Raw genomic sequence first — 23,459 nt, 5'->3', positions numbered from 1 at the left:
CGCGTATTTAACTGCGGGAAGACGCCGCACCGCCGCCGCCCGCGAGGGGCGACGGCGGCGGGTGCGACTCAGGCCAGGTTCGACGAGCGGGGGTACGCGTCGGTCGGGTCGGTGAGCACGTTGACGAGGTACGGCACTCCGGCGTCGAACGCCCGCTGCAGGGCCGGCTGAAGGTCGGCGGCCTTCGTGACCATCTCCCCCGCGCCGCCCAGCGCGCTGACCACCGTGTCGTAGCGCAGCTCGGGCTGGAGGTCGGCGGCGACGTCGTAGCCGTACATGGCCCGCATCGGGTGCTTCTCCAGCCCCCAGATGCCGTTGTTGCCGACGACGATCACCACCGGCAGCTTCTGCCGGACCAGCGACTCGACGTCCATCAGCGAGAACCCGGCCGCGCCGTCGCCCATCAGCACGCAGATCTGCCGGTCCGGGTGGCTGACCCGGGCGCCCATCGCGTAGCCCATGCCGGTACCCAGGCAGCCGTACGGGCCCGGGTCCAGCCAGGTGCCGGGCTGGGCCGGCTCCAGGTACCGACCGGCGTACGAGACGAAGTCGCCGCCGTCGCCGATGGTGATCGCGTCGCGGGCGAGCACCCGGCGCAGCTCGCCGTAGACGCGGGCCGGTCGGATCGGGTCGGTCTCGGCGGCCATCTCGGCGGCGTCGCGGGCGCGGGCCGCGTCCTCGGCGGTACGAAGGTCGGCGATCCATCCGCTGTGGTCGGCCCGGTCACCGGCGTGGTCGGCCAGCGCGGAGAGGATCAGGCGCAGGTCACCGGCGGGGGCGACGGCCGGCTGCACGTGCGTGGCGCGCTGACTGGGGGCGTCGACGATGTGCACGACCTTGGCGTCGCCGAAGTCGCCGAAGCTGAGCCGGAAGTCCAGCGGCGTACCGACCACCACGACGACGTCGGCGCCGGAGAGCGCGGCGCGGCGGGCCTTGGCGAAGGCGAGCGGGTGCTCCGGGGGCAGGGAGCCGCGGCCCATCCCGTTGGTGAAGACCGGCACCTGCAACGCCTCGGCGGCCTCGCGCAGGGCCGCCACCGCGTCGCCCGCGTACACGTCCGAGCCGGCGATGATGACCGGCCGCTGCGCGCCGGCGATCAGCGTCGCGGCCCGGCTGACCTCGTCCGGGTCCGGTTCGACGGCGTCGACGCCGGACGGCGCGGGCAGGTCGGTCTCGGTGACCGAGAAGACCGTCTCCAGCGGGAAGTCCAGGAAGACCGGGCCCCGGTGCGGGGTGAGCGCGGCGGTGAGGGCGGCGCCCACCGCACGCGGGATGTCGTCGGTGCTGAACACCGTCTCGGCGTGCTTGGTGACCGGGGCGACCAGCGGCAGGTGGTCCATCTCCTGGAGGCTGCCCGACCCCCACCGGAAGGCGGGTGCCCGGCCACCGAGCACCAGCACCGGGGACGCGTTGAAGAAGGCGCTGGTCATGCCCGAGATGCCGTTGGTGACACCGGGGCCGGCGGTGAGCACGGCGAGGCCGGGACGGCGCTGGAGCTTGGCCACCGCCTCGGCGGCGAAGACCGCGGACTGCTCGTGCCGGACGTCGTAGATCGGGAAGTCGGCCTTGTGCGCGGCGTCGTACAGCGGGAAGACGTGCCCGCCGGACAGCGTGAACATTTCCCGTACGCCGTGCGCGCGTAGTGCCGCGAGGGCCAGCTCTCCGCCGTGACCCTCGATCCGCTCCGTCATTCGCCGCTCCCCTTCGTCGCTCATGACCGAGGCCCCACGCTACTGGCCGGTAGGAACAATGTGAACCGTTCTCGGCTAATCGTCAGCGGCCGGTGAAGTCCGGCTTGCGCTTCTCGACGAACGCGGCCATGCCCTCGCGCCGGTCGTCGGTCGCGAACAGCGCCGCGAAGAGCTGACTCTCCCAGGCCAGACCGGAGTTCAGGTCCATGTCCAGGCCGCCGTCGACCGCCAGCTTCGCCGCGCGCAGCGCCTGCACCGGACCATTGAGGTACGGCGTGATGAGCGCGACCGCCGCGTCGTACACCTCGGCGGCCGGGGCGACCCGGTCGGCCAGGCCGATCCGCAGCGCCTCCTGGGCGTCCACCATCCGCCCGGACATGATCAGATCCTTCGCCCGCGCCGGCCCGACCAGGCGGGCCAGCCGCTGGGTGCCGCCCGCACCGGGGATGATGCCCAGCTTGATCTCCGGCTGGCCGAGCTTGGCGTCCTCGGCCACGACCCGCCAGTCGCAGGCCAGCGCCAGCTCGCAGCCCCCGCCGAGGGCGTACCCGGTGATCGCGGCGACCACCGGCTTGGGGATCCGCGCGATCGCGCCGAGCGCGCTGGACAGGGCAGCCGCCCGGTCGGCCATGTCCACGTAGGACATCTCGGCCATCTGCTTGATGTCCGCGCCCGCGGCGAAGACCTTCTCCCCGCCGTACACGATGACGGCACGGACCTCGGGGTCGGCGGTGGCCGCCGTGGCGGCGGCGCGCAACTCCTCCTGCACCTGGGTGTTGAGCGCGTTCATCGGCGGCCGCTCCAGCCGGATGGTGCCGATGCCGTCAGTGGTCTCCAGCCGAACGAACTCGCCCACGCTGCCCTCACTTCCTCGTCGAAGTCGCGTGCCAACCTTACGACCCGGCTCGTTGGGGTAAGTAGTGTGGTGTCAGCCCCGCGGGCGGGAGTCCAGCCATGATCACGTATTACGACGACAGGTCGGTGCAGGTCACCTCCACCGCCGTCCAGGTCGACGGCCGCAGCTACTCGCTGGCCGAGATCACCATGGTCTGGCACCGCCGGGGCAGCCGCTCCTGGCGGGTGCTGGTCGGGCGAGGCGCGCTCGGCGCCGCGCTGGCCGGCCCGCTGGTCGCGGCCGTGCTCGGCATCGGCCTGGCCGCCTGGCTGCACCGCTCCCCCACCGTGACGATCGCGATCGTCGGCGCCTCGGTGCTGGTCGGGCTGGCCGTCGGCCCGGTCGCCGACTTCCTCTTCGAACACCTGGACCGCTCGTACGCCAGGGGCAGCCGGCAGATGGAGATCTGGGCCCGCTGGCGGGGCCAGCCGGTGCGGTTGCTGCACACCGGCGACGCGCTGCGCTTCGGGCAGATCTACCGGGCGGTGCAGCGCGCGATGGAGCACACCCAGCCCGCCCGCCGCTAGCCCGCCTCGCCACCCCGCCCATCGCGGATCTTGGACAGTTTCCGTCAACCGCTGACGGAAACTGTCCAAGATCTCGTTCGGGATCGCGGCCGTTGTCGCCGCCGCGCAGGCGCGCGGGTTGCCTGTCGGTGGTTAGGCTTAGTGATGACCCTCTATTACCGGGACGACGCGGTGCAGGTGACCTCCGAGTCGATCCGGGCGGGCGGTCAGGTGATCGCCCTGCCCGACGTGACGTTCGTCTGGCACGAACGAGGGCAGAAGACCCTCGCCGTACGCGGCCGGGTGCTGGGTCGCGGTGTGCTGGTCCTGCTGCTGTCGCTGCCGCCCCTCGTCGCGCTGGTCTGCGTCGTCTCGCTGGCCTGGTCGGCACAGGATCGGGGCAACTGGCAGCTGGCGCTGATCATCCTGGCCGCCTGTGCGGTGGGGGCGCTGGCACTGGCCCCGTTCCTGGAGATTCCCCTCGGCTGGCTGGACCGCTCGTACGAGCGCGGCAGCCACGTGCACGAGCTGTGGGTGCAGCACCACGGTCAGGAGCACATGCTGCTGCGCACGCCGGACGCGCTACGGTTCGGGCAGATCTACCGGGCCGTGCAACGCGCCGTCGAACAGCAGGGGGACCATCGATGACCACCCGTCGCGGCGAGGCCGTCGCGCTCGCCGGGCTGCTCGCCACGGCCGGCGTCACCCACCTGCTGCGCCCCGGCTTCTACGACCCGATCGTGCCGCGTGCGCTGCCCGGGCCGGCCCGCTTCTGGACTTACGCCAGCGGGATCGCCGAGCTGACGGTGGCGGCGGCGGTGGCGCACCCCGCCACCCGACGGGCCGGCGGTCGGGCCGCCGCCGCGCTGTTCGTCGCCGTGCTGCCGGCCAACGTGAAGATGGCGGTGGACTGGCGGCACCGGCGGCCGTCGAAACGGGCCATCGCCTACGGCCGGGTGCCGATGCAGGTGCCACTGATCTGGTGGGCGCTGCGCGTCGCCCGCGCCGGCCGCTAGACCCCTCGCCGGGCGGAGCATCTGGTCAGCGCAACGGCAGGGTGGTGGCGATCGGCCAGCCCACCAGGACGGCGCCCACGAGGGCCGGCAGCCAGCGCGGGGTCGCGTACCGGCGCAGCACCGCCGCCCACAGCACGTGCCAGCCGAGCAGCACGGCGAACAACGGCACCACCAGCAGCACGAACCCGGGTGCCGGGCCGAGCACCGCCGACGTGCTCAACACGAGCACGGTGATCGCGACGACCAGCAGGCGACGCCAGGTCCGGCCGGCCGCGACCTGCTCGACGCCCAGCAGGAACAGCAGGCACGCGGCGATCACGACCGGGAGCAGCCACCAGCGGGCACCGACCGGCAGCGCCGAGGTCAGTCCGAGGTGGATCGGCAGCGCCACGGCGAGAATCGCGTACGCCGTCAGCGCCAGCGCCGCGACCGCGGTCCGTGCCGGCGTACGACGACCGGTCCCGTCGACGGCCACGCCGGGCGCTCGCGTCGCGGCGGGCAGCCAGCGTTGGCCACCGCCCACCAGTACCCCGCTGACCAGCAGGAAGCCCGTGACGTAACCGCCGACCGCGAGCGGGAGACGGTTGGTCGGCAGGACGGCCGCGACGGCCGCCGCGAGACCGCTCGCGAGGACGACCAGCCCGAGCAGGGCGAGACCACGCAGTGGCGCCCCGCCTCCCGCCGACGCCGTTCCTCCGCCGGCCCGCCGGCCCAGGAGCAGGGCCGCCAACGGGACGACGCCGACGGCGAACGCGAACACCAGCAGCGCCGCCCCGGCGAGCCGGACGAGCGGTCGGGGCGACGCGGCCCCGTCGACGCTGGGCAGCCAGTCGGCGATCTCCTCGTGGGTACGCGGGGCGAAGAGCACCGAGATGTGCTCCACACCGGGCACCACCACCGCTGGCCGTCGGCCCACCGCCGCCCCGCGCCGCACGGCGTCGTCGGCCGCGCGCCGGAACGCGGGGAACTCCGCGCCGCCGACGATGAGCAACAGCTCCGCCGGGTGGCCCGGAGGCAGTTCGCCGGCGTCGGGCAGCGAGATCGCCACCGTCCGGGCGATATCCGGGTGCCCGGCCGCGTACCGCGTCACCGCGCCCGCGCCCATCGAGTGTCCCACCAGCATGATCTGGGCCGGGTCCACATCCGGCTGGGCGCGCAGGTATCCGACCGCGGCGTCCAGGTCGGCGGCGAGCGTCGCGGGTGGCATGTCGGGGCCGAGTCGGGCCGGATTCGCGCCGTGCCCGGCGAAGTCGAACAGCAGCGCCACCGCTCCCCGGCGGGCCACGGTGTCGGCTATCGGGCGCATCAGCCGCGCCGAGCCGGCGAATCCGTGCGCGATCACCACGCCGGGCCGCCGCGCGTCAGGTGTCGGCGGGCCGGCGCGTACCTCGGTCATCGGCACGCCGCCGACGGTGACCTGCCGCACGGAGAGGCCGACGTCCGCGCGGACCAGCACCGCCGTGCCGAGCGCGGCGGCCATCGCCGCGAGCACGGCGAGCAGGACGGCCGCCCGGGTGCTCGGCGGGTGGTGCGGCGAGGGGGCCGACATGCCGGCACCCTACCGCCGCAGGCCGCGCCGACGGTCGCCCGCGAGCGGTTGTGGCGGGGCCGACGCACACTTGGTCCCATGGCGATTCCCCTCCCCACACCGACCGCCGTGGTCGGCCTGACCCGCTCCGCCCTCGACCAGGCGCTCGGCTCGGCAGCCTCGTTCGCCGCCGTGCCCGCCCGCGCGTTCGCGGTGCTGGACGGGGTGGAAGCGCTGCTGGCCAGGATCAACGGCGTGGTGGATCGGATCGAGACGACCCTGGACCGGACCGATGCGGTGCTCACCGACGCCGAGGCGGCGGTCCGCGAGGTCGCGGTGATCAGCGCCGCCGCGACCACCGCCATCGACACCGCCAGCGAGGTGGCGACGGCCGCCGCCGTGGTGGTCACCGAGGCCGAGAAGGTCGCGCACGTCGCCGGCACGGTGGTCACCGAGGCCGAGGCGGTGGCCGGCAGCGCCGCGGTCACCGTGGGCACCGCCGCGCAGGCGGCGACCACGGCGGCGGAGTTGCTGGCGGCGTACGAGCCGGCGCTGCGGCGGGCCGCGCCGATGACCGGGAGGTTCGTCGAGGAGCTGAGCCACGAGGAGATCACCGCGGCGATCCACCTGATCGACGAGTTGCCCAAGCTCAAGGAGCACCTGACCGCCGACATCCTGCCCATCCTCGCGACGCTGGACCGGGTCGGGCCCGACCTGCACGACCTGTTGGACGTCACCCGTGATCTCAAGCTCGCCGTGGCGGGCATCCCCGGCCTCGGCATGCTGCGGCGACGCGGCGAGAAGCTCAGCGACGAACCCGCCGGCTGAACCCACGCCCGGTCAGGGCAGGCCGGTAGCCGGATCAGCAGTCGCAGGTGATCGTCGCCCTCGGTGCGGTCAGATCGTCGACGGGACGCCGGGTCAGCCCGTTCTCCGTCTCCACCGGCAGCCCCTCCCGTACCCAGTACTCGAACCCGCCGAGCATCTCCTTGACCGGAATACCGAGCCGGGCGAACTCCAGCGCCGCCCGGGTCGCCCCGTTGCAGCCCGGCCCCCAGCAGTAGGTGACCACCGCCGTACCGGCGGGGATCAGGTCGGGCGCCCGGGCGGCGATCTCGGCGGTGGGCAGGTGCACCGCTCCCGGCAGGTGCCCCTGTGCCCAGCCGGTCACCCCCCGGGAGTCGACCACCACGAGCCCGGGGGTACGGGCGGCCAGGTCGGCGTGCACGTCACTGACATCGGTCTGGACGCTGAGTCGGGCGAGAAAGTGGGCGGCTGCGGCGTCCGGAGCGGCTGGCGGGACGGCGAAGGTGAAGGTCATGACACTGATCGTGGCCGTGCCCGGCGGCCGGGACGAGTGGCGGGAACGACGTCCTGCGCTAACATCCCGCCATGCCGAACAGCGCGCGCCGGCTGCCGACGCCGCGACAGCCGGCCGCCGGTCACCGCGTCGCCGTGCTCGCGTACCCGGGAATGTCGGTGTTCGAGACCGGCATCGTCACCGAGGTGTTCGGGCTGCCCCGCCCCGAGTTCGACGTCGACTGGTACGACCTGGTGATCTGCGCCGAGAAGCCGGGGCCGGTCCCGGTGGTCGGCGGAGTCAGCCTGCACACCCCGTACGGCCTGGCGGAGCTGGCGGCGGCGCGGACGGTGATCGTGCCCGGCGTGCCGGACGTGACCGCCGACCCGTCGCCCGCGCTGGTGGCCGCGCTGCGCAGGGCGCACACGCGCGGTGCCCGGATCATGTCGATCTGCTCGGGCGCGTTCGCGCTGGCCGGTGCCGGGCTGCTGGACGGTCGGCGGGCCACCACCCACTGGCGGTACGCGGAGCTGCTGGCGCGGCGGTACCCGCGCGTCGAGGTGGACCCGGACGTGCTCTACCTCGATGACGGCGACCTGCTCACCAGCGCCGGCAGTGCCGCCGGACTCGATCTCAGCGTGCACGTGGTGCGGCGTGACCATGGCGCGGCCATCGCCAACGCGGTCGCCCGCCGGTTGGTGATCCCTCCGCACCGCGACGGCGGACAGGCCCAGTTCGTCGAGGCGCCGGTGACCGCCGACCCGGGCGACGACCGGATCGCCGCCAGCATCGAGTGGGCGCTCGCGCACCTCGCCGAGCCGCTGAGCATCGCCCGGCTCGCCGGGCGGGCACACATGTCACCGCGCACCTATCTGCGGCACTTCACCCGAGCCACCGGGACCAGCCCGATCCGGTGGCTCATCGACCAGCGGGTCCGGGCCAGTCTGGCGCTGCTGGAGGAGACCGAAGCCCCGATCGAGCAGATCGCCGGCGCGGTGGGCTTCGACACCCCGGTCACCTACCGCCACCACTTCGGGCGGATCATGCTGACGTCACCGTCGGCGTACCGGCGGGCCTTCCGGACGGGAGCCGGCCGGCCGGCGTGACGTGGCCGGCGCGTCGACATCGCGGTGCTCGACGACGGGTCAGCCCGGGGCGTACAGCGCGTCGATCTCGGCGCGTTGCGGCAGTGCCACCGAGGCGCCGAGCTTGCGTACGCAGGCCGCGCCGGCCGCCGCCGCCCAGCGCACCGCGTCGACGACGTCCCGCCCCTCGCCCCAGCCGACCGCCAGCGCGGCCGTGAACGCGTCGCCGGCCGCTGTGGAGTCGACCACGTCGACCCGGACCGCGGGCACGTGCACCTCGGCGCCGTTGCGGTCGACGTACCAGGCGCCCGCGTCACCGAGGGTGAGCACGGCGCGGGGCACCAGGTCGAGCAGCGCACGGGGCTCCTCCCGGCCCCGACCGGTGAACGCCTGCGCCTCGCCCTCGTTGACGACCAGCAGGTCCACCGCCCCGAGCAGCTCCGGTGGGAGGTCCCGGGCCGGTGCGGCGTTGAGGATCACCCGGGTGCCGGCGGCCTGGGCGGCCAGCGCGGCGGCGGTCACCGTCTGCACCGGGATCTCCAGCTGGGCGACCAGGACGTCCGCCCCGCGTACCGTCGCCAGTTCCTCGTCGGTGAGGCCGACCAGCGCGTCGTTCGCGCCGGGGGTGACCAGGATGGCGTTCTCCCCCTGCGCGTTGACCATCACGAGCGCCACACCGGAGGTGCCGTAGACCACCCGCAGGTGGCCGGTGTCCACGCCGGCCGCCGTGATCCGGGCCCGCAGCGTCACGCCGAACGCGTCGGAGCCGATCGCGCCCAGGAAGGCGCAGGAGGCGCCGGCCCGGACCGCGGCGATGGCCTGGTTGGCGCCCTTGCCACCGGGCACCATCACGAATTCGGTGCCGAGCATGGTCTCGCCCGGTCGGGGCAGCGACGGCGCCATCGCGACCAGGTCCATGTTGGCGCTGCCGACCACCGCCACCCGGGTCTGCGACACGGTCACCCGCTCAGGCGGCGCGCGCGGTGTAGCGGTCGCCGGACCGCTCGACCACCAGCGGCAGACCGAAGGTCTTGGAGAGGTTGTCGCCGGTCACCGTCTCGGCGAGCAGACCCTGGGCGACGACGGCGCCCTCGCGCAGCAGCAGCGCGTGGGTGAACCCGGGCGGGATCTCCTCAACGTGGTGGGTGACGAGCACCATGGCGGGGGCGTCCGGGTCGTACGCCAGCTCGGCCAGCCGGGTGACCAGGTCCTCGCGGCCACCCAGGTCGAGCCCGGCGGTGGGCTCGTCGAGCAGCAGCAGCTCCGGATCGGTCATGAGTGCCCGGGCGATCTGGACGCGCTTGCGTTCGCCCTCGGAGAGGGTGCCGTAGCGGCGCTCGGCGAGGTTGCCGACGCCGAGCTGGCTGAGCAACGCCCGCGCCCGCGCCTCGTCGCCGCGGTCGTAGCTCTCCCGCCAGCGCCCGACCACCGACCAGGCGGCGGTCACCACCACGTCGCTTACCTGTTCGTCGGCGGGCACCCGCTCGGCGAGCGCGGCGGTGGAGAGCCCGATGCGGGTACGCAGCTCGTTGACGTCGGTGCGGCCGATCCGCTCACCGAGCACGTGCGCGACGCCGGTGGTGGGGTGCAGCCGGCCGGCGGCCAGGTTGAGCAGGGTGGTCTTGCCCGCGCCGTTGGGGCCGAGCACCACCCAGCGCTCGTCCAGCTCGACCCGCCAGGTCAGGTCCTGCAGCAGGGCGGTGCCGGAGCGGCGTACGCCGACGCTGTCGAGGCTGACCACCAGATCCGGGTCCACGGGTGCGGCGGCAGGCGCGGCGCCGGCAGCGCCGGGGATCAGGTCACCAGTCACCCGACCATCCAACCACGCAGCGCCGGGGCGCCCCCCATGGGCGGCGCCCCGGCCATAGGGTGAGGCACCGTGTCGTTGATCACCACAACCGGAGGACGACCCATGCCCGATCGACGTACGGAGCCGCGCGGATGAGCGCGGTCATCGAGATCGAGGGTCTGCGCAAGACCTTCCGCAGCGTGCGCCACGGCAGAAGGGTGGCGGTCGACGGGTTCGACCTGCTGGTCGAGGCCGGGCAGATCCACGGCTTCCTGGGGCCCAACGGCTCCGGCAAGACGACCACGCTGCGCGCCCTGCTCGGGCTGGTGCGGGCCGACGGCGGGCGGATGACGGTGTTCGGCGAGCCGTCGCCCGAGCTGCTGCCCCGGGTGGCCGGTCGGGTCGGCGCGATCGTGGAGAGTCCGCAGTTCTTCGGCAACTTCACTGGGCGCCGCACGCTGCGGCTGCTGGCGCGCGCCGGTGGGGTGTCGATCTCCCGCGTGGACGAGGCGCTGGAGCTGGTGGGCCTGCGCGACCGCGGCGACGAGCGGGTGAAGGGTTACTCGCTGGGCATGAAGCAGCGCCTCGCGGTGGCGTCCGCCCTGCTGAAGGATCCGCAGCTGCTCATCCTGGACGAGCCGGCGAACGGCCTCGACCCGGCGGGCATCCGCGAGATGCGCGACCTGATGCGGTCGCTCGCGGCGGCCGGGGTGACCGTGCTGGTGTCCAGCCACATCCTGGGCGAGATCCAACTGATCTGCGACCACGTCACGATCATCTCGCGCGGGCAGCGGGTGGCGGCCGGCCGGGTGGACGAGGTGCTGGCGGGTCACGACCGGCACGAGTTCCTGGTCCGGGTGGCCGAGCCGGTCCGTGCCGCCGAGCTGCTGCACGCGGCGGAGCTGACGGCTGCCGTCGAGGGTGACGCGCTGGTGGTGAGCGGGGCGACCGATCCGACGGTCATCAGCCGGGTGCTGGGCGAGCAGGGGCTGTGGGTGAGCGAGCTGACGCCGCTCCGGCCCGATCTGGAGAGCGTCTTCCTGGAGCTGACCGGCGCCGGCGAGCATCCGTCGGTGCCCCGCCAGGTCGACGACTGGGCGCCGCCGTCCGGCGCCGACGGCGCCGTGATCGATCTCGACGTACGGGGAGTGGACGCGTGAACCTGGTCCGGGCCGAATTGGAGCGGCTGTTCGCGCGCCGCTTCGTGCAGCTCATGGTCGTCCTGCTGGCGCTGGCGTTCGCCGTCACCGCAGCGACCACCCTGGCCGGCTCGCACCGGCCGACCGCCGACGAGCTCAGCTCGGCGCGGGCGCAGGCCATCGCGGCGCGGCGGAACATGGAGGCCACCCACCAGCAGTGCCTGGCCCGGCAGGACGCCGGGATCTCGCCCGACGACACGGGCGACTACTTCCCGGACGACTGCTCGGAGCTGGACCCCATCCGGCAGGACCGGTTGCCGATCGCGGCCGACTACCTGCCCGGGGTGTTCAGCTTCGCCCAGCAGGCCCGCCCGCTGCTGTATTTCCTCATCGCGTTCCTGGTGCTGTTCGGGTTTCTGGTGGGCGCCTCGTACATCGGGGCGGACCTGAACTCCGGTGGGGTGGTGAACCTGCTGCTGTGGCGGCCGCGTCGGCTGACGGTGCTCGCCACGAAGCTGGGCACCCTGCTCGGGACGGTGTTGGCGCTGGCCGTGGCGGCGTCGCTGGTCTACCTGGCCACCTTCTGGGTGATCGGGCAGACCGCCGGGCTGGCCGGTCAGCTCGGTGACGACTTCTGGCGCTCGCTGGCGGCCGTGCACGGCCGCGGCCTGGTGCTGGTGCTGTTGGCCACCGCCGTGGGCTTCGCGATCGCGACGCTGGGCCGGCACACCTCGGCGGCGCTCGGCGCGGCCGCCGCGTACGCGGTGGTCTGGGAGCTGGGCGCCCGGCTGGTGCTGGAGATCGTCGATGCCCGACGGCCGGACCAGCTGATGCTGTCCAGCCACATCGGAGCGTGGCTCAACGGCGAGGCCCGTTTCTGGGACGCGCAGCGCTGTCGGGGCAACAGCGGCAACGGCTACTGCGAGGGCTTCTACAGCCTGACCTGGGGGCCCGCGCTTGTGGTGCTGCTCGTGATCACCGGCGGGTTGACCGTGGCGGCGTTCGCCGTGTTCCGTCGCCGCGACCTGATCTAAAGGGGCCGGGCCGGGTCACCCGCACCGCGCCGGGTGACCCGGCGGCTCGCCGCGCGGGGCCCGGCGACAGCCGGCAAGAGCTTGCAGCTCGACGGGCTGCGGTGAAATATTCCTTCACATGACCGCCCCAGCGGGCTCAGCCGACGGTGGAGCCGAACACCTCGTCGCGAACGGCGTCCAAGGCGGTGCGCAGCGCGCCGCGCAGGATCGGCTCCTCGGTGAGGCCGGTGGGCACCACCCGTGGCCGGACCAGGGTGATCGCCGCGACCTCCCGCTGCACCCGGTCGGCGAGCGCCGCCCCGCCCGCCTGGCCAACCTCCCCGGCCAGCACGACCAACGGCGGGTCGAGCACCACGCAGGTGCTGGCCACGCCGAGCGCGAGCCGACGGGCCAGCTCGTCGAGCATCGGGCCGCCCGCAGCGCCGTCGGCGACGGCCGCGCGGACGGCCTCGGCGGCGTCGGTGTCCGGGTAGCCGTGCTCGCGGGCCACCGCGCGGACCGAGTCGCCGCCGATCACCTGCTGGAAGGCCGGCTTGGCACGCCGCGAGACGTCGCGCGGGATCGGCGCGCCGGGCACCGGCAGGTAGCCGATCTCGCCGGCCGCGCCGCTGCTGCCGTGGTGCAGGCGACCACCCAGCATGATCGCCAGGCCGACGCCGGCGCCCACCCAGACGAGGACGAAGTCGGCCACGCCCTGTGCCGCGCCGGACTGCGCCTCGGCCACCGCGGCCAGGTTGACGTCGTTCTCGAAGACCACAGGCGTGTGCAAATCGTCGCGCAGCGCGGCGAGCAGACCGCTGTGCCAGCGCGGCAGGTTGAAGGCGAAGGTGATGTCGCCGGTGTGCGGATCGACCAGGCCCGGCGTGCCGAGCACGATCCGGCGGACGCTGCTGAGCTGCGCCTGAGCGCTGCTGGCGGCCTGCACCACGGCGTTGTGCACCACGCCCACCGGATCGTCGGTGTCCCGCGTCGACTGCTCCACGCGGCCGATGACGGCGCCGGTGATGTCGGCGCAGGCGGCCACCACGCGGTCCGGCCCGACGTCCACCCCGACGACGTGGGCGCTGCTCGGACGCACCGCATAGAGCTGGGCGTTCGGCCCTCGCCCGCCGGCCTGCTCGCCGACCCGGCTGACCAGGCCGCGCTCCTCCAGCCGCTCGACGAGTTGCGAGGCGGTGACCTTGGACAGCCCGGTCAGCTCGCCGAGCCGGGCCCGGGTGAGCGGCCCACGCTCCAGGAGCAGTTCCAACGCCGCGCGGTCGTTGAGCGCCCGCAACAGGCGGGGGGTGCCGGGCAGCCGGGTCGCACTCATGCCACGTCCTCTAGTTTTAGTAAACTTTGCTAACTGTAAACCGACCTGCGAACGGGTAGCCGTAGCGTAACGGCCACCCCGAGGCAGAGTGCTCGGCCGACCCGGCAGGGCGACGACCACCGCCGGTACGACGTTCGTGCCCGGGGGACCGAAGGGGGAGATCACGTGGGGCTCGATCCAGGACTGCGTCGGCTCGCGCTGGGCACGCTGCTCGCCGCGTACCCGGGACCGGTCCCGCCGGACTGGGCGGTCGACCTGGTGGCCGACGGGCTGGCCGGGCACACCCTGTTCGGCACGAACGTGCACGACCCCGCGCAGGTGGCGGCGGGCACCGCCGCGCTGCGCGCCGGCCGGGCGGACGTGCTGATCGCCATCGACGAGGAGGGTGGCGACGTAACCCGGCTGGCACATGCCACCGGCAGCCCGTACCCCGGCAACGCCGCACTCGGCGCGGTCGGCGACGTGGCGCTGACCCGACAGGTCTACCAGTCGATCGGCGCCGACCTGGCCGCGCTCGGCATCACCGTCAACCTCGCCCCCACCGTCGACGTGAACACCGCCGACGACAACCCCGTGATCGGCACCCGCTCCTTCGGCGCCGACCCCGTGCGGGTGGCCGCCCACTCGGCCGCCGCCGTGATCGGCCTGCAGTCCGCCGGCGTCGCGGCCTGCGCCAAGCACTTTCCCGGCCACGGCGCCACCAGCACCGACTCCCACCACGAACTCCCCACTGTGGACGTACCGCTGGAGTTGCTACGCCAGCGCGACCTGCCGCCGTTCGCCGCGGTCGTCGCCGCCGGGGCGCGTGCCGTGATGACCGCGCACATCCGGGTGCCGGCGCTGACCGGGGACGACCCGGCCACCTTCAGCCGGGCCGTCCTGGTCGACCTGCTGCGTACCGAGTACGGCTTCACCGGCACCGTGATCACCGACGCGCTGGAGATGAAGGGTGCCGCGGTGGCCGCCGGAGGTGTCGGGCCGGCTGCGGTCCGGGCCCTGGCGGCCGGCGCCGACCTGCTCTGTATCGGCGCGAAGGTCGACGCCGCGCTGGTCGAGCGGGTGGCCGCCGAGATCGTCGAGGCGACCGCCGACGGTCGACTGCCGATCGCCCGGGTCGAGGAGGCCGCCGGCCGCGCCGCCGCGCTCGCCGCCTGGACCCGGGCCGCCGGCGGGTCACCGACCGCCGCGGACTCCGATCTGGGGTACGCGGTGGCACGCCGGGCGGTGCAGGTGGAGGGGGTGCTCACCGGCCTGGATGAGCCGCTGGTGGTGCAGTTGCACACCGAGTCCACCATCGCCGAGGGACGGGTGCCGTGGGGCCTCGGCCCGCACCTCGACGGCAGGCGGGAAATCCGGGTGATCGCCAGCGAGACCGACCCGGCCACGCTGCGCGGGTTGGCCGGGGATCGTCCCATCGTGCTGGTCGGACGGCACCTGCACCGGCTGTCCGGCGGCCCGGAACTGATCGCCGACCTGGCGGCCCAGCACCCGGTGACCGTGGTGGAGATGGGCTGGCCGGCCCAGTGGCGCCCAGTGGGCGTACGCGCCTTCGTCACCACCTACGGCGCGAGCCACGCCAACGGCCGCGCGGCGGCCGAGGCCCTCGGCCTGGCTCACTGAGCCTCGACGCCGTCCGGTCGGGCTCCAGGGCTCGACCGGACGGCGCGCGCCCAGCGCCGCGCCACAGTGTCCACAGTCACTGATCGCCACTTCTTGAACATGTTCAATACCCGCTCTAGGCTGACGTCGTCGGTAGTTGAACACGTTCAAGGAAGGCGTCCACATGGACATCAAGGTCTGGATGTACGTGATCTACCTCGCGGTCAGCGTCGGCCTGACCATCTGGGTGGCGCGGGCGCTGTCCCGCAACGGGCAGGTCTTCCTGGAGGAGGTGTTCGCCGACGAACGACTCGCCCGAGCGGTCAACAGCCTCCTGGTGGTCGGCTTCTATCTGCTCAACCTCGGCTACGTCACGGTGGCCATGAAGCACCCCGACCCGGTGCTCACCACAAGTGAGGCCATGGAGGAGCTGTCCCTCAAGATCGGCCTGGTGCTGCTGGTGCTCGGCGCGCTGCACTTCTTCAACGTCTTCGCACTGGGCCGCTACCGGCGCAACCGACTCCGCCAGCTCGCCACGCACCCGCCCATCGCACCGATCGGCCGGCTCCCCATGCCGCCCGCACCGCACGGCGCACACCCGACCGCGCCCTACCCGGTCGGAGCGCAGCCGGTCGGGCCCTACCCGACCGGACCCCAGCCGGTGGCACCACAGCCGGTGGGACCACAGCCGGGCACCGCACAGGCCCGCCCGGCGCAGCCCGGCGCCGACGGGCCGGGGACCAACCCCGTGACCCGATGACCGCCGGACCGGTCGGCGGGCCCGCCGGGCCTCCGGATCCCACCGCGTTCTCCGGCGGTGGGGTCCGGGGGTTCACCGTCCTGTTCGACGCGAACTGCCCGATCTGCCGGGCCGCCCGCCGGTGGCTCGCGTCCCGCGCCCAGCTCGTACCCCTGGAGTTCGTGCCGGCCGGCTCGACCGAGGCCCGGCGGCGCTTCCCCGGCCTGGACCACGACGCGACGCTGCGTGACCTGACCGTCGTGGCCGACACCGGCGAGGTGTACGCGGGCGACGGCGCCTGGTTCGCCTGCCTCTGGGCGTTGGCCGACCACCGGTCGGCGGCCGAGCGGCTGTCCCGGCCGCATCTGCTGCCGCTGGCCCGGCAGGTGGTGGCGACCGCCTCCGCGATCCGGGAGCGGGTTCGCGATCCGTGGGCCGAGCCGATGGACGAACCGGCGGGATACCGTGACCCCGATGACCGAGCAACCTGCGCCGACGACCACTGCGGGTGAACCTGCGACCGCCCGGGGCGAGCAGACCCGGCAGCTGATCCGGGACACCGCGATGCGACTGTTCCGCGAGCGCGGCTACGCCCAGACCACGATGCGGGCGATCGCGCAGGAAGCCGGCGTCGCGGTGGGCAACGCCTACTACTACTTCGGCTCGAAGGACCACCTGATCCAGGAGTTCTACGCCCAGTCCCAGGTCGAGCACCGGGCGAAGGCCCAACCGGTGCTCGACCGGAAGGAGGCGTTCGCCGACCGGCTGGCCGGGGTGCTGCATGCCGGGATCGACGTGCTGACCCCGTCACACGCGTTCGCGGCGACCTTCTTCAAGACCGCGGCCGAGCCAACCTCTCCGCTCAGTCCCTTCTCCGCCGAGTCGTCCGGCCCCCGGCAGGCGGCGATCGACCTGTTCGCCGAGGTGCTGACCGGCTCGACCGCCAAGGTCGACGCGGAGTTGCGCCCGCAGCTGCCCGAGCTGCTCTGGCTGGCGTACATGGGCGTCGTCCTCTACTGGGTGCACGACCGGTCACCCGGTCAGGTCAAGACCCGGCAGTTGATCGACGGCGTGGTGCCGCTGATCGACCGGCTGGTCGCGTTGTCGCGGCTGCGGGTGCTCCGCCCGGTGACCCGACAGGTGCTCGACCTCATCCGCACGCTGCGTCACTGACCGGTTCACACCCGCGACCCGGCTCCGCCGCAGGTCAAGTCCGCTATTCGACACTCCGACCCAACAGCTCGCACCTTGCACCGGGCAGATTCGATACGTAGCGTGATCGACATCGGATCGACCCGTCAGCGACGCGGCCGATCGCCCGAGAACCGGGGCCTGGGGGCAGGTTGCGGACCGTGGATCCGGCCCGGGATCCACGGTCCGCGCACTGAGACCGGCGCCCGACGGCTGCCCGTCTCACCGCGGATAGACCCCGTACGCCCGCCAGCCCCGGTCCGGGAAGCCCGCCGCCTCCGCGACCCGGGCCGAGGCGTGGTTGTCCTTCTCGTGCAGGTACGTCGGCACCGCGCCCTCGTCCAGGACCCGCCGTGCCGCCTGCGCCACCAGCCGACGCGCGAGGCCCCGACCCCGAGCGGCCGGCGCGGTGCCGATGGCCAGTTCGTGCCCGTACGCGTCGTGGCGTTTTATCCCGGCTCCGGCGAGGTAGGTGCCGTCCACGTCGCGGACCACGAGCACCGGCCGGTCGAACAGCCGCAGCCAGGCCGGCAGGCCAGGGGCGGTCGACTCGGTCCACTCCCCCACGTCGGGCAGTGGCGCGGGAGCCAGACTCCAGCGGAACGGGCCGTCGTGCACACAGAAGGTGGGCAGTCCGACGGCCTCCGGCAGCGCCGCGAGCATGCGCTCCGGAGCGCGCTTGACCAACGCCCGGATCGCCGCCACCCGGTCCGGCGCGACGGAGAGCACCGCGCTCCGACCGGTGTCGACGGCGAGGGCCGGACGCAGCCGGCCGTCCCAGGCCGGCTGGAGCCGGCGATGCGAGGCGACCACATGCAGCCCCGGGCCGGCCGGCCACTGGCCGAGCCAGGAGGCCAGGTGCAGCTGCAGCAGCCGGTTGAGCATGCGTACCTCCCGTCACCGGACACGTCGTGGATCACCGTACGCGCAGCGGCCCGACCGGGCGGGCCTTCCCGTCGGGGCCGGATGGCCCGGGGTCACGAATGCGCCGGGCGCCGTGCTGCCCGAGATGCGGGAACCGGGTAGCGAGATCGACCGTCATAGGTATTTCCATACATGGACACCTTTCTTTGGGACGGTATGGTCATGCCGATTCAGCCGAACGACCGCTTCCACCAGGACCCCACGCGACTCTGGCGAGCAGCGGAGGCCGCCGGAGCCCTTCCGGCCCAACCGCGCTACCGGGTGACCCGCACGACGGGCGCCCTGTCCTGGGCGAAACTGAACAAGCTGCCGGCCGGCAGCTCCAGCCGGCACGGCCTCAACACCCGCTGAGGCGCCGGCCAGGCCCGGACTGCGCCGAAGGCGGCCTCTGCCGGTGGTCGGGGACGACACACCGCAGGAGGACCAGCGGCGGTATTCGCACACCTGTCGGGTAATTTCTTCCAGGTCCGGCACCCCGGCCTACGACAGGAGAAGCTCCGCGCATGGGCAAGAAGACGATCCAGGTCTCCGACTTCACCGGCACCGTTCTGCAGCAGGACGACGAGGTGGTTCGTGTCGTCGTCCTGGAGCACCCGGACCTGGTCGCCGGGCCCGTGCAGCTCGACGCCACCCCGGGCGAGGTGGAGAGCATCGACGACGCCGCGCTGGACGTGGCGGTGGTGGAGATCCACGACCGGCACGGCGGCGGCGAGCCTCGACGGGTGGTCCTCACCGCCAGCGAGTTCGACGCGATGGCCACCGACGTCCCGATGGCGCAGTTGCTGAAGACGGCCGAGCGGGTCCGCCCGCCCAAGGCCCGCAAGAGCGTCGAGAAGATCGACTACGGCACGCTGGAGCACGCCGGCAGGCCGCACCGGGGCCGGGTCACCGAGGAGGAGGCCCGACTGGTCCGCGAGCAGCTCGACGAGGTCAACAAGCGACTCGCCGACGCGGGCGTACGCCAGATCGACCCGACCGATCCGGAGCACGCCCTGCGTTACGGCTTCCCCGAGGCGTCCTGACCCCGGGTTCTCACTTCTTACCGACGGCGGCGGCGAGGGCGGCGGACAGGTCGGCCTCGACCGCCGCCTTGTCCAGGCCGAGGTTGGTGAGCACGCCGGCGCCGTCCTCCTGCTCCAGCAGGGCGAGCAGGATGTGCTCGGTGCCGATGTAGTTGTGCCCGAGGCGCAGCGCCTCCCGGAAGGTCAGCTCCAACGCCTTCTTGCCGCGCGCGTCGTACGGGATGAGTTCCGGAACCTGCTCCGCCCGCGGTGAGAGGACGGCACCGACCGCCTCCCGCACCGCCTCGGGGGTGGCGCCCCGACCAGCCATCACCCTGGCGGCAAGACCCTCCGGCTCGGCCAGCAGGCCCAGCACCAGGTGCTCGGGGCCGATCTCGGCGTTACCGCTGGCACGGGCCTCCTCCTGCGAGGCCACCACCACGTTGCGGGCCCGGGGGGTGAACCGTGCGAAGCCGGCGTTCGGGTCGAGCGCCGCCGCCTCGGTGGAGCCCTTCGCGACGAAGCGCTTCTGCGCGGCCTGCTTGCTGACCCCCATGCTGCGGCCGATGTCGGTCCAGGAGGCGCCGGAGCGCCGGGCCTGATCGACGAAGTGCCCGATCAGGTGGTCGGCGACCTCACCGAGGTGATCGGCGGCGATCACCGCGTCGGTGAGCTGGTCGAGCGCGTCGGTGTGCGCCTTCTTGATCGCCTGGATCAGGTCGTCGAGCTTGACTTGGCTGTTCATCTGGAAAGGCTCGGTCATGCGTCAACCATAGGTTGACGCCCCCTCCCCGTCAACCCTGAGTTGACGACGAATGTGAACGACGACGACCCCTGCGGGGCCGCGGTCGGCCGCCGCACAGACGGGTGTCCCGAGCTGCCACGGGGCGCGTATACGGTGGGCGCGGTTTCACGAAAGGAGGGCGGTCATGCGGCTGCACGTGGGATGCGCGATGTGGACCCACCGGTCGTGGCCTGGTCGCCTGCTGCCGCCAGCGGAGCGCCTGCGGCACTATGCGAGCTGGTGCGACGCCGTCGAGGGCAACACGACGTTCTACGCGACACCGGCCCGGGACACCGTCGCGTCCTGGGCGGCGCAGACCGATCCCAGCTTTCGGTTCGTCCTCAAACTTCCCAAGGTCGTCACGCACGAACGCCGGCTCACCGATGTCGGCGACCCGCTGCGCGCCTTCCTGGACGCGATCGAGCCCCTCGGCCCACGCGCCCACGCTCTCTGGATCCAGCTGCCGGGGTCGTTCTCGCCCGCCGACGTGCCCGCCCTCGATCGGTTCCTCGGCCAACTCCCGCGCTCCCACCGGTACGCCGTGGAGGTCCGCCATCCCGCGTTCTTCACCGACCCGCACGCGATCCGGCTGCTCGAGGCGACCCTCACCGCGGCCTCGGCCGAATGGATCCCCTTCGACACCACCGCGTTCTTCACCAGTCCGCCGACCAGCGACGCGGAACGCGACGCCTGGACCAAGAAGCCACGGGTGCCGCTGCGGTCGGTCGCGCTGACCGACCGCCCGATCGTCCGTTACCTGGGCCGCGACGACAGCGCCCGGACGGTCCAGGGGTGGCAACGCTGGGTCGAGGTCACCGCCGACTGGCTGCGCGAGGGCCGCTCCCCCACCGTGTTCGTCCACACGCCGGACAACGCCGACGCGCCGCGGCTCGCCCGCCGCTTTCACGACGAGGTACGCGCCCGCGTGCCCGGCCTCGCCGCACTGCCCGCACCGATACCGGTCGAACCACTGACCCTCTTCTGACGGGTACGCCCGCGGTCACCCCTTTCCGTCGAGGAGGGCGTTGAGGTGGTGGGCCGTGCTGATCAGCGAGAGGTGGCTGAACGCCTGCGGGAAGTTACCGATCTGCTCACCGGTGGGCGCGATCTCCTCCGAGTAGAGCCCCAGCGGCGTGCTGTACGTCAGCATCTTCTCGAACGTCAGCTGGGCGTCGTCGAGCCGGCCGGACTGGGCGAGGGCCTGGACGTACCAGAAGGTGCACATGCTGAAGGTGCCCTCGGAGCCGGCGAGCCCGTCGGGCGAGGCGTTCGGGTCGTAGCGGTAGACGAGGCTGTCCGAGACCAGCTCGTTGTCTATCGCCCGCAACGTCGACAGCCACATCGGATCGTTCGGCGCGATGAAGCCCACCCCGGGCATCGCGAGCAGCGAGGCGTCGGTGATGTCGGTGCGGTAGTGCTGCACGAAGGCCTGTCGTTCCGGATGGAATCCCCGAGCGATGACCTGCTCGTAGACGGCGTTGCGTTCGTCCGCCCAGCGGGTGATGCTCGCGGGACGCCCACGTGCGTGCGCGATGCGGATCGCGCGGTCGAACGCGAGCCAGCACATCATCCGCCCGTAGGTGAAGTCCTGCCGCCCGGAGCGGGTCTCCCAGATGCCGTCCTCGGGCTGGTCCCAGTGGTCGCAGAGCCAGTCCATCAGGCCGGCCGTCTTGCGCCACCCGTCGTACGACGTCATCAACCCGCTCTGGTCGGCGAGATGCAGCGAGTTGAGCGCCTCGCCGTAGATGTCCAGTTGCACCTGGCCCGCCGCGCCGTTGCCGATCCGCACCGGCGCCGAGCCGCGGTATCCCTCCAGGTGGCCCAGCACCTCCTCGGGGAGGTCCGGCGAGCCGTCGATGCGGTACATGATCTGCAGAGGCACGTTGCCGTCGCGGGCGTCCCGGATGCGCGCTTCGAGCCAGGTCAGATACTTTTGGGCCTCCTCGGTGAAACCGACGCTGAGCAGCGCGTGGACCGAGAACGAGGCATCACGGATCCAGGTGTAGCGGTAGTCCCAGTTCCGTGGTCCACCGATCTGCTCCGGCAACCCCGCCGTCGGGGCGGCGACCACGGCGCCCGTCGGGGCGTACGTCATGAGCTTGAGCGTCATCGCCGACCTGTCGACCATCTCCCGCCAGCGGCCGGTGTAGGAGGAACGGCCCACCCACCGACGCCAGTGGTCCCGTGTCTCGGCCAGCAGTTCGCACGCCTCCTGCGTGCTGAGGGCCCGGGGTGGGTGGGGGCAGGCCGTCTCCAGGACGACTCCGCCGATGTCGCCGACGTGCAGCTCGTTGCGAAAGCAGACGCCCTCGGTGTCGCGCTGGATCGTCCGCTTGTCGACGAGCCGATCCGCGTCCGAGAAGGGGGCCAGGGTGAGGCTGAGGGTCGAGCTGCGGAAGACGTCGCCCTCCGGGTACACCTCCAGTTCGTACGGATCCCGCCCGTAGTTGAACCGCGGCCGGCAGTCGAAGCGGAACGGCATGTGTCCCCGGACCATCCGGATCAGCCGGATCAACCGGTGCCGGTCGGTGGCCTGCTCGCCCGTGACGGGCATGAAGTCCAACAGCTCCCCCACCCCGTCGGCGCTGTGGAAACGGGTGATCAGGATCGGCGTGCCGGGTAGGTAGAGCTGTTTGCTCGAATACTCGATGCCGTCGGGTGAGAGCTGGAAGTGGCCACCTTTTCGACGGTCCAGCAGGGCGGCGAAGACGCTCGGCGAGTCGAAGCGCGGCGCGCAGAACCAGTCGATCGTGCCGTCCTTGCTGATCAGCGCGGCGGTCTGCAGGTCACCGATCAGGCCGTGCTCCTCCACCCCCGGGTACGTCGTCTCCACGTTGGCTCCCGCCGCTCGTCGGGCTGACGGCGGCGACTACCCGGGATACCGCGCGCTACACGGCTGGCCGCCTCCGTGTCGGGACGAAGCTGTCGGTGCCCGCCGATAGCGTGACCACCGGACGACATCGACGAGAGGACACCAGGTGAGCCTGCGCGGATTCGCCACCCTGAACATCTGGGCCGACGACGTGGCGGCGGCCACCGACTTGTACGCCCGATTCCTGGGCCAGGAGGCGTACTTCTCGCGGCCCGGCCCCGACGGGCGTCCGGCCTACACCGAGTTCCGCCTCGGCGACTACCAGGCGGAGCTGGGCATCATCGACCGCAGGTACGCCCCGCCCGACGCGACGGCCGGGCCCGGTGGCGCTGTGATGCACTGGCACGTCGACGACCTCGACGCCACCGTGGAACGGCTCCTCGCGATGGGTGCCACGGAATACCAGCCGATCACGCCCCACGGGGACGCGGGGTTCGTCACCGCGGCGGTGGTGGACCCATTCGGCAACGTGCTGGGTGTCATGACCAACCCGCACTACCTCGACATTCTCGCGTCTTCCAGGCCGGCCTGAGGCGGTTGTCGACGTCTGCTGTACTCGACAGCGAGGATTCCCCCTCGGCGAAGGAGGCCCACTGGCATGTCCACCTCCGAGTTCAGCCCCGACGCTCTGCGTACGCTGATCCGCGCCGGCGCCTGGATCGACCGCCCGGACACCAAGAAGGCCGCCGTACACCTGCTGACCTTCACCAAGCTGCCGGAGCAACCAGGCTTCGCCGAACTGGTCGAGGTCGTACAGATCCCCGAGTACGACGACGGTCACGACATCCAGGTGGCGGTCATCCGCGACTGGCCGGCGCTGCTCGCGCTACCGGCGGTCGAGCAACTCTCCGACGACGACCAGCGGCTGGTCGCCCTTGCCGGCAGCCTCGCCACCGGGCAACCGGTCGACCTGGCCGCCAACGCCGCCGTCAAGGGCCACGAGCACGCGGCGAAGGTCGCCGAGGCGATGGTGATCGCCGCCGGCTACCACCTGAAGTACACGGTCAACCCGACCGAGCGGCTCACCACGAGGTTCACCAAAGCCTGAGTAAGC

The 23,459-nt window shown here is 72.7% G+C and carries 26 protein-coding genes; 16 read left to right on the top strand and 10 right to left on the bottom strand.

From position 1 onward, the window contains the following. Nucleotides 1-68 precede the first annotated feature (68 nt). Nucleotides 69-1,691, bottom strand: coding sequence for an acetolactate synthase (locus tag ABZU46_RS05265; RefSeq protein WP_354855206.1), 1,623 nt, complete (start codon nucleotides 1,689-1,691; stop codon nucleotides 69-71). 82 nt (nucleotides 1,692-1,773) lie between these two features. Then, nucleotides 1,774-2,547 carry an enoyl-CoA hydratase-related protein gene (locus tag ABZU46_RS05260; protein WP_354855205.1) on the bottom strand — a complete coding sequence of 258 codons (774 nt, stop codon included), beginning with the start codon at nucleotides 2,545-2,547 and terminating at the stop codon, nucleotides 1,774-1,776. A gap of 98 nt (nucleotides 2,548-2,645) precedes the next feature. Here ABZU46_RS05260 and ABZU46_RS05255 point away from each other — a divergent pair, with 98 nt between their 5' ends. From ABZU46_RS05255 to ABZU46_RS05245, 3 genes are all read left to right on the top strand, one after another. Then, nucleotides 2,646-3,113, top strand: coding sequence for a DUF6232 family protein (locus tag ABZU46_RS05255; protein WP_354855204.1), 468 nt, complete (start codon nucleotides 2,646-2,648; stop codon nucleotides 3,111-3,113). A 144-nt stretch (nucleotides 3,114-3,257) separates the two neighbouring features. Continuing rightward, on the top strand, nucleotides 3,258-3,740 hold the full coding sequence (locus ABZU46_RS05250; protein WP_234581355.1) for a DUF6232 family protein: 483 nt from the start codon (nucleotides 3,258-3,260) through the stop codon (nucleotides 3,738-3,740). Further along, nucleotides 3,737-4,108 carry a hypothetical protein gene (locus tag ABZU46_RS05245; RefSeq protein ID WP_354855203.1) on the top strand — a complete coding sequence of 124 codons (372 nt, stop codon included), beginning with the start codon at nucleotides 3,737-3,739 and terminating at the stop codon, nucleotides 4,106-4,108. The genes ABZU46_RS05250 and ABZU46_RS05245 overlap by 4 nt, the downstream gene beginning before the upstream one ends. Before the next feature lie 25 nt (nucleotides 4,109-4,133). On the opposite strand, the gene ABZU46_RS05240 is transcribed toward ABZU46_RS05245, so the two are convergent. Continuing rightward, nucleotides 4,134-5,657, bottom strand: coding sequence for an alpha/beta fold hydrolase (locus ABZU46_RS05240; protein WP_354855202.1), 1,524 nt, complete (start codon nucleotides 5,655-5,657; stop codon nucleotides 4,134-4,136). A 78-nt stretch (nucleotides 5,658-5,735) separates the two neighbouring features. Here ABZU46_RS05240 and ABZU46_RS05235 point away from each other — a divergent pair, with 78 nt between their 5' ends. Next, nucleotides 5,736-6,464 carry a hypothetical protein gene (locus ABZU46_RS05235; protein WP_354855201.1) on the top strand — a complete coding sequence of 243 codons (729 nt, stop codon included), beginning with the start codon at nucleotides 5,736-5,738 and terminating at the stop codon, nucleotides 6,462-6,464. Nucleotides 6,465-6,498: 34 nt separating this feature from the next. Here ABZU46_RS05235 and ABZU46_RS05230 read toward each other — a convergent pair whose 3' ends face one another. Then, the gene (locus tag ABZU46_RS05230; RefSeq protein WP_354855200.1) at nucleotides 6,499-6,957 is read right to left on the bottom strand and encodes a rhodanese-like domain-containing protein; all 459 of its coding nucleotides are present in this window, start codon (nucleotides 6,955-6,957) and stop codon (nucleotides 6,499-6,501) included. A gap of 71 nt (nucleotides 6,958-7,028) precedes the next feature. Here ABZU46_RS05230 and ftrA point away from each other — a divergent pair, with 71 nt between their 5' ends. Beyond that, a complete protein-coding gene (gene ftrA / locus ABZU46_RS05225) occupies nucleotides 7,029-8,042 on the top strand; it encodes a transcriptional regulator FtrA (protein WP_354855199.1) in 1,014 nt (337 codons plus the stop codon). A 39-nt stretch (nucleotides 8,043-8,081) separates the two neighbouring features. Here ftrA and ABZU46_RS05220 read toward each other — a convergent pair whose 3' ends face one another. Next, complete coding sequence (locus tag ABZU46_RS05220) at nucleotides 8,082-8,978, bottom strand: ribokinase (RefSeq protein ID WP_354855218.1); 897 nt, start codon at nucleotides 8,976-8,978, stop codon at nucleotides 8,082-8,084. Nucleotides 8,979-8,988: 10 nt separating this feature from the next. Further along, complete coding sequence (locus tag ABZU46_RS05215; RefSeq protein WP_234581363.1) at nucleotides 8,989-9,831, bottom strand: ABC transporter ATP-binding protein; 843 nt, start codon at nucleotides 9,829-9,831, stop codon at nucleotides 8,989-8,991. A 131-nt stretch (nucleotides 9,832-9,962) separates the two neighbouring features. Between ABZU46_RS05215 and ABZU46_RS05210 the strand changes: the two genes are divergently transcribed. Together ABZU46_RS05210 and ABZU46_RS05205 are read left to right on the top strand one after the other, a co-directional pair. Then, nucleotides 9,963-10,970 (top strand): ATP-binding cassette domain-containing protein, encoded by a 1,008-nt coding sequence (locus ABZU46_RS05210; RefSeq protein ID WP_354855198.1) that lies wholly within the window; start codon nucleotides 9,963-9,965, stop codon nucleotides 10,968-10,970. Next, complete coding sequence (locus ABZU46_RS05205) at nucleotides 10,967-11,983, top strand: ABC transporter permease subunit (protein ID WP_354855197.1); 1,017 nt, start codon at nucleotides 10,967-10,969, stop codon at nucleotides 11,981-11,983. Before ABZU46_RS05210 ends, ABZU46_RS05205 begins: the two co-directional genes overlap by 4 nt. Before the next feature lie 136 nt (nucleotides 11,984-12,119). Here the strand turns inward: ABZU46_RS05205 and ABZU46_RS05200 are convergent, their stop codons facing one another. Then, nucleotides 12,120-13,295: an ROK family transcriptional regulator gene (locus tag ABZU46_RS05200; protein ID WP_354855196.1), complete on the bottom strand. Its 1,176-nt coding sequence runs from the start codon at nucleotides 13,293-13,295 to the stop codon at nucleotides 12,120-12,122. Between the two features lie 165 nt (nucleotides 13,296-13,460). Here ABZU46_RS05200 and ABZU46_RS05195 point away from each other — a divergent pair, with 165 nt between their 5' ends. From ABZU46_RS05195 to ABZU46_RS05180, 4 genes are all read left to right on the top strand, one after another. Then, nucleotides 13,461-14,915, top strand: a complete 1,455-nt coding sequence (locus tag ABZU46_RS05195; protein WP_354855195.1) for a glycoside hydrolase family 3 N-terminal domain-containing protein — start codon at nucleotides 13,461-13,463, stop codon at nucleotides 14,913-14,915. A gap of 136 nt (nucleotides 14,916-15,051) precedes the next feature. Continuing rightward, nucleotides 15,052-15,654, top strand: coding sequence for a hypothetical protein (locus ABZU46_RS05190; RefSeq protein WP_354855194.1), 603 nt, complete (start codon nucleotides 15,052-15,054; stop codon nucleotides 15,652-15,654). Beyond that, nucleotides 15,651-16,145 carry a DCC1-like thiol-disulfide oxidoreductase family protein gene (locus ABZU46_RS05185; protein ID WP_354855193.1) on the top strand — a complete coding sequence of 165 codons (495 nt, stop codon included), beginning with the start codon at nucleotides 15,651-15,653 and terminating at the stop codon, nucleotides 16,143-16,145. The genes ABZU46_RS05190 and ABZU46_RS05185 overlap by 4 nt, the downstream gene beginning before the upstream one ends. After that, nucleotides 16,108-16,806 carry a TetR family transcriptional regulator gene (locus ABZU46_RS05180; RefSeq protein WP_354855192.1) on the top strand — a complete coding sequence of 233 codons (699 nt, stop codon included), beginning with the start codon at nucleotides 16,108-16,110 and terminating at the stop codon, nucleotides 16,804-16,806. The genes ABZU46_RS05185 and ABZU46_RS05180 overlap by 38 nt, the downstream gene beginning before the upstream one ends. 240 nt (nucleotides 16,807-17,046) lie before the next feature. Here the strand turns inward: ABZU46_RS05180 and ABZU46_RS05175 are convergent, their stop codons facing one another. Beyond that, on the bottom strand, nucleotides 17,047-17,709 hold the full coding sequence (locus tag ABZU46_RS05175) for a GNAT family N-acetyltransferase (RefSeq protein ID WP_354855191.1): 663 nt from the start codon (nucleotides 17,707-17,709) through the stop codon (nucleotides 17,047-17,049). A 201-nt stretch (nucleotides 17,710-17,910) separates the two neighbouring features. Between ABZU46_RS05175 and ABZU46_RS05170 the strand changes: the two genes are divergently transcribed. Continuing rightward, complete coding sequence (locus ABZU46_RS05170) at nucleotides 17,911-18,099, top strand: DNA repair protein (protein ID WP_354855190.1); 189 nt, start codon at nucleotides 17,911-17,913, stop codon at nucleotides 18,097-18,099. 152 nt (nucleotides 18,100-18,251) lie between these two features. Then, complete coding sequence (locus ABZU46_RS05165; protein WP_354855189.1) at nucleotides 18,252-18,770, top strand: hypothetical protein; 519 nt, start codon at nucleotides 18,252-18,254, stop codon at nucleotides 18,768-18,770. A gap of 10 nt (nucleotides 18,771-18,780) precedes the next feature. Here ABZU46_RS05165 and ABZU46_RS05160 read toward each other — a convergent pair whose 3' ends face one another. Then, nucleotides 18,781-19,512, bottom strand: coding sequence for a Clp protease N-terminal domain-containing protein (locus ABZU46_RS05160; RefSeq protein ID WP_354855188.1), 732 nt, complete (start codon nucleotides 19,510-19,512; stop codon nucleotides 18,781-18,783). A gap of 190 nt (nucleotides 19,513-19,702) precedes the next feature. Between ABZU46_RS05160 and ABZU46_RS05155 the strand changes: the two genes are divergently transcribed. Continuing rightward, complete coding sequence (locus ABZU46_RS05155; RefSeq protein ID WP_354855217.1) at nucleotides 19,703-20,518, top strand: DUF72 domain-containing protein; 816 nt, start codon at nucleotides 19,703-19,705, stop codon at nucleotides 20,516-20,518. 15 nt (nucleotides 20,519-20,533) lie between these two features. Here the strand turns inward: ABZU46_RS05155 and ABZU46_RS05150 are convergent, their stop codons facing one another. Next, nucleotides 20,534-22,366, bottom strand: a complete 1,833-nt coding sequence (locus tag ABZU46_RS05150; RefSeq protein ID WP_354855187.1) for a glycoside hydrolase family 15 protein — start codon at nucleotides 22,364-22,366, stop codon at nucleotides 20,534-20,536. Between the two features lie 145 nt (nucleotides 22,367-22,511). Here ABZU46_RS05150 and ABZU46_RS05145 point away from each other — a divergent pair, with 145 nt between their 5' ends. Together ABZU46_RS05145 and ABZU46_RS05140 are read left to right on the top strand one after the other, a co-directional pair. After that, nucleotides 22,512-22,937: a VOC family protein gene (locus ABZU46_RS05145; RefSeq protein ID WP_354855186.1), complete on the top strand. Its 426-nt coding sequence runs from the start codon at nucleotides 22,512-22,514 to the stop codon at nucleotides 22,935-22,937. Nucleotides 22,938-23,003: 66 nt separating this feature from the next. Then, nucleotides 23,004-23,453 (top strand): hypothetical protein, encoded by a 450-nt coding sequence (locus ABZU46_RS05140; RefSeq protein WP_354855185.1) that lies wholly within the window; start codon nucleotides 23,004-23,006, stop codon nucleotides 23,451-23,453. The last annotated feature ends 6 nt before the right edge of the window (nucleotides 23,454-23,459 follow it).

The sequence above is a fragment of the Micromonospora sp. NPDC005197 genome (assembly GCF_040608295.1).
Classification (GTDB): Bacteria; Actinomycetota; Actinomycetes; order Mycobacteriales; family Micromonosporaceae; genus Micromonospora.
Note: the sequence above shows the minus strand (reverse complement) of the source record. Positions and strands in the feature narration are given on the sequence as shown.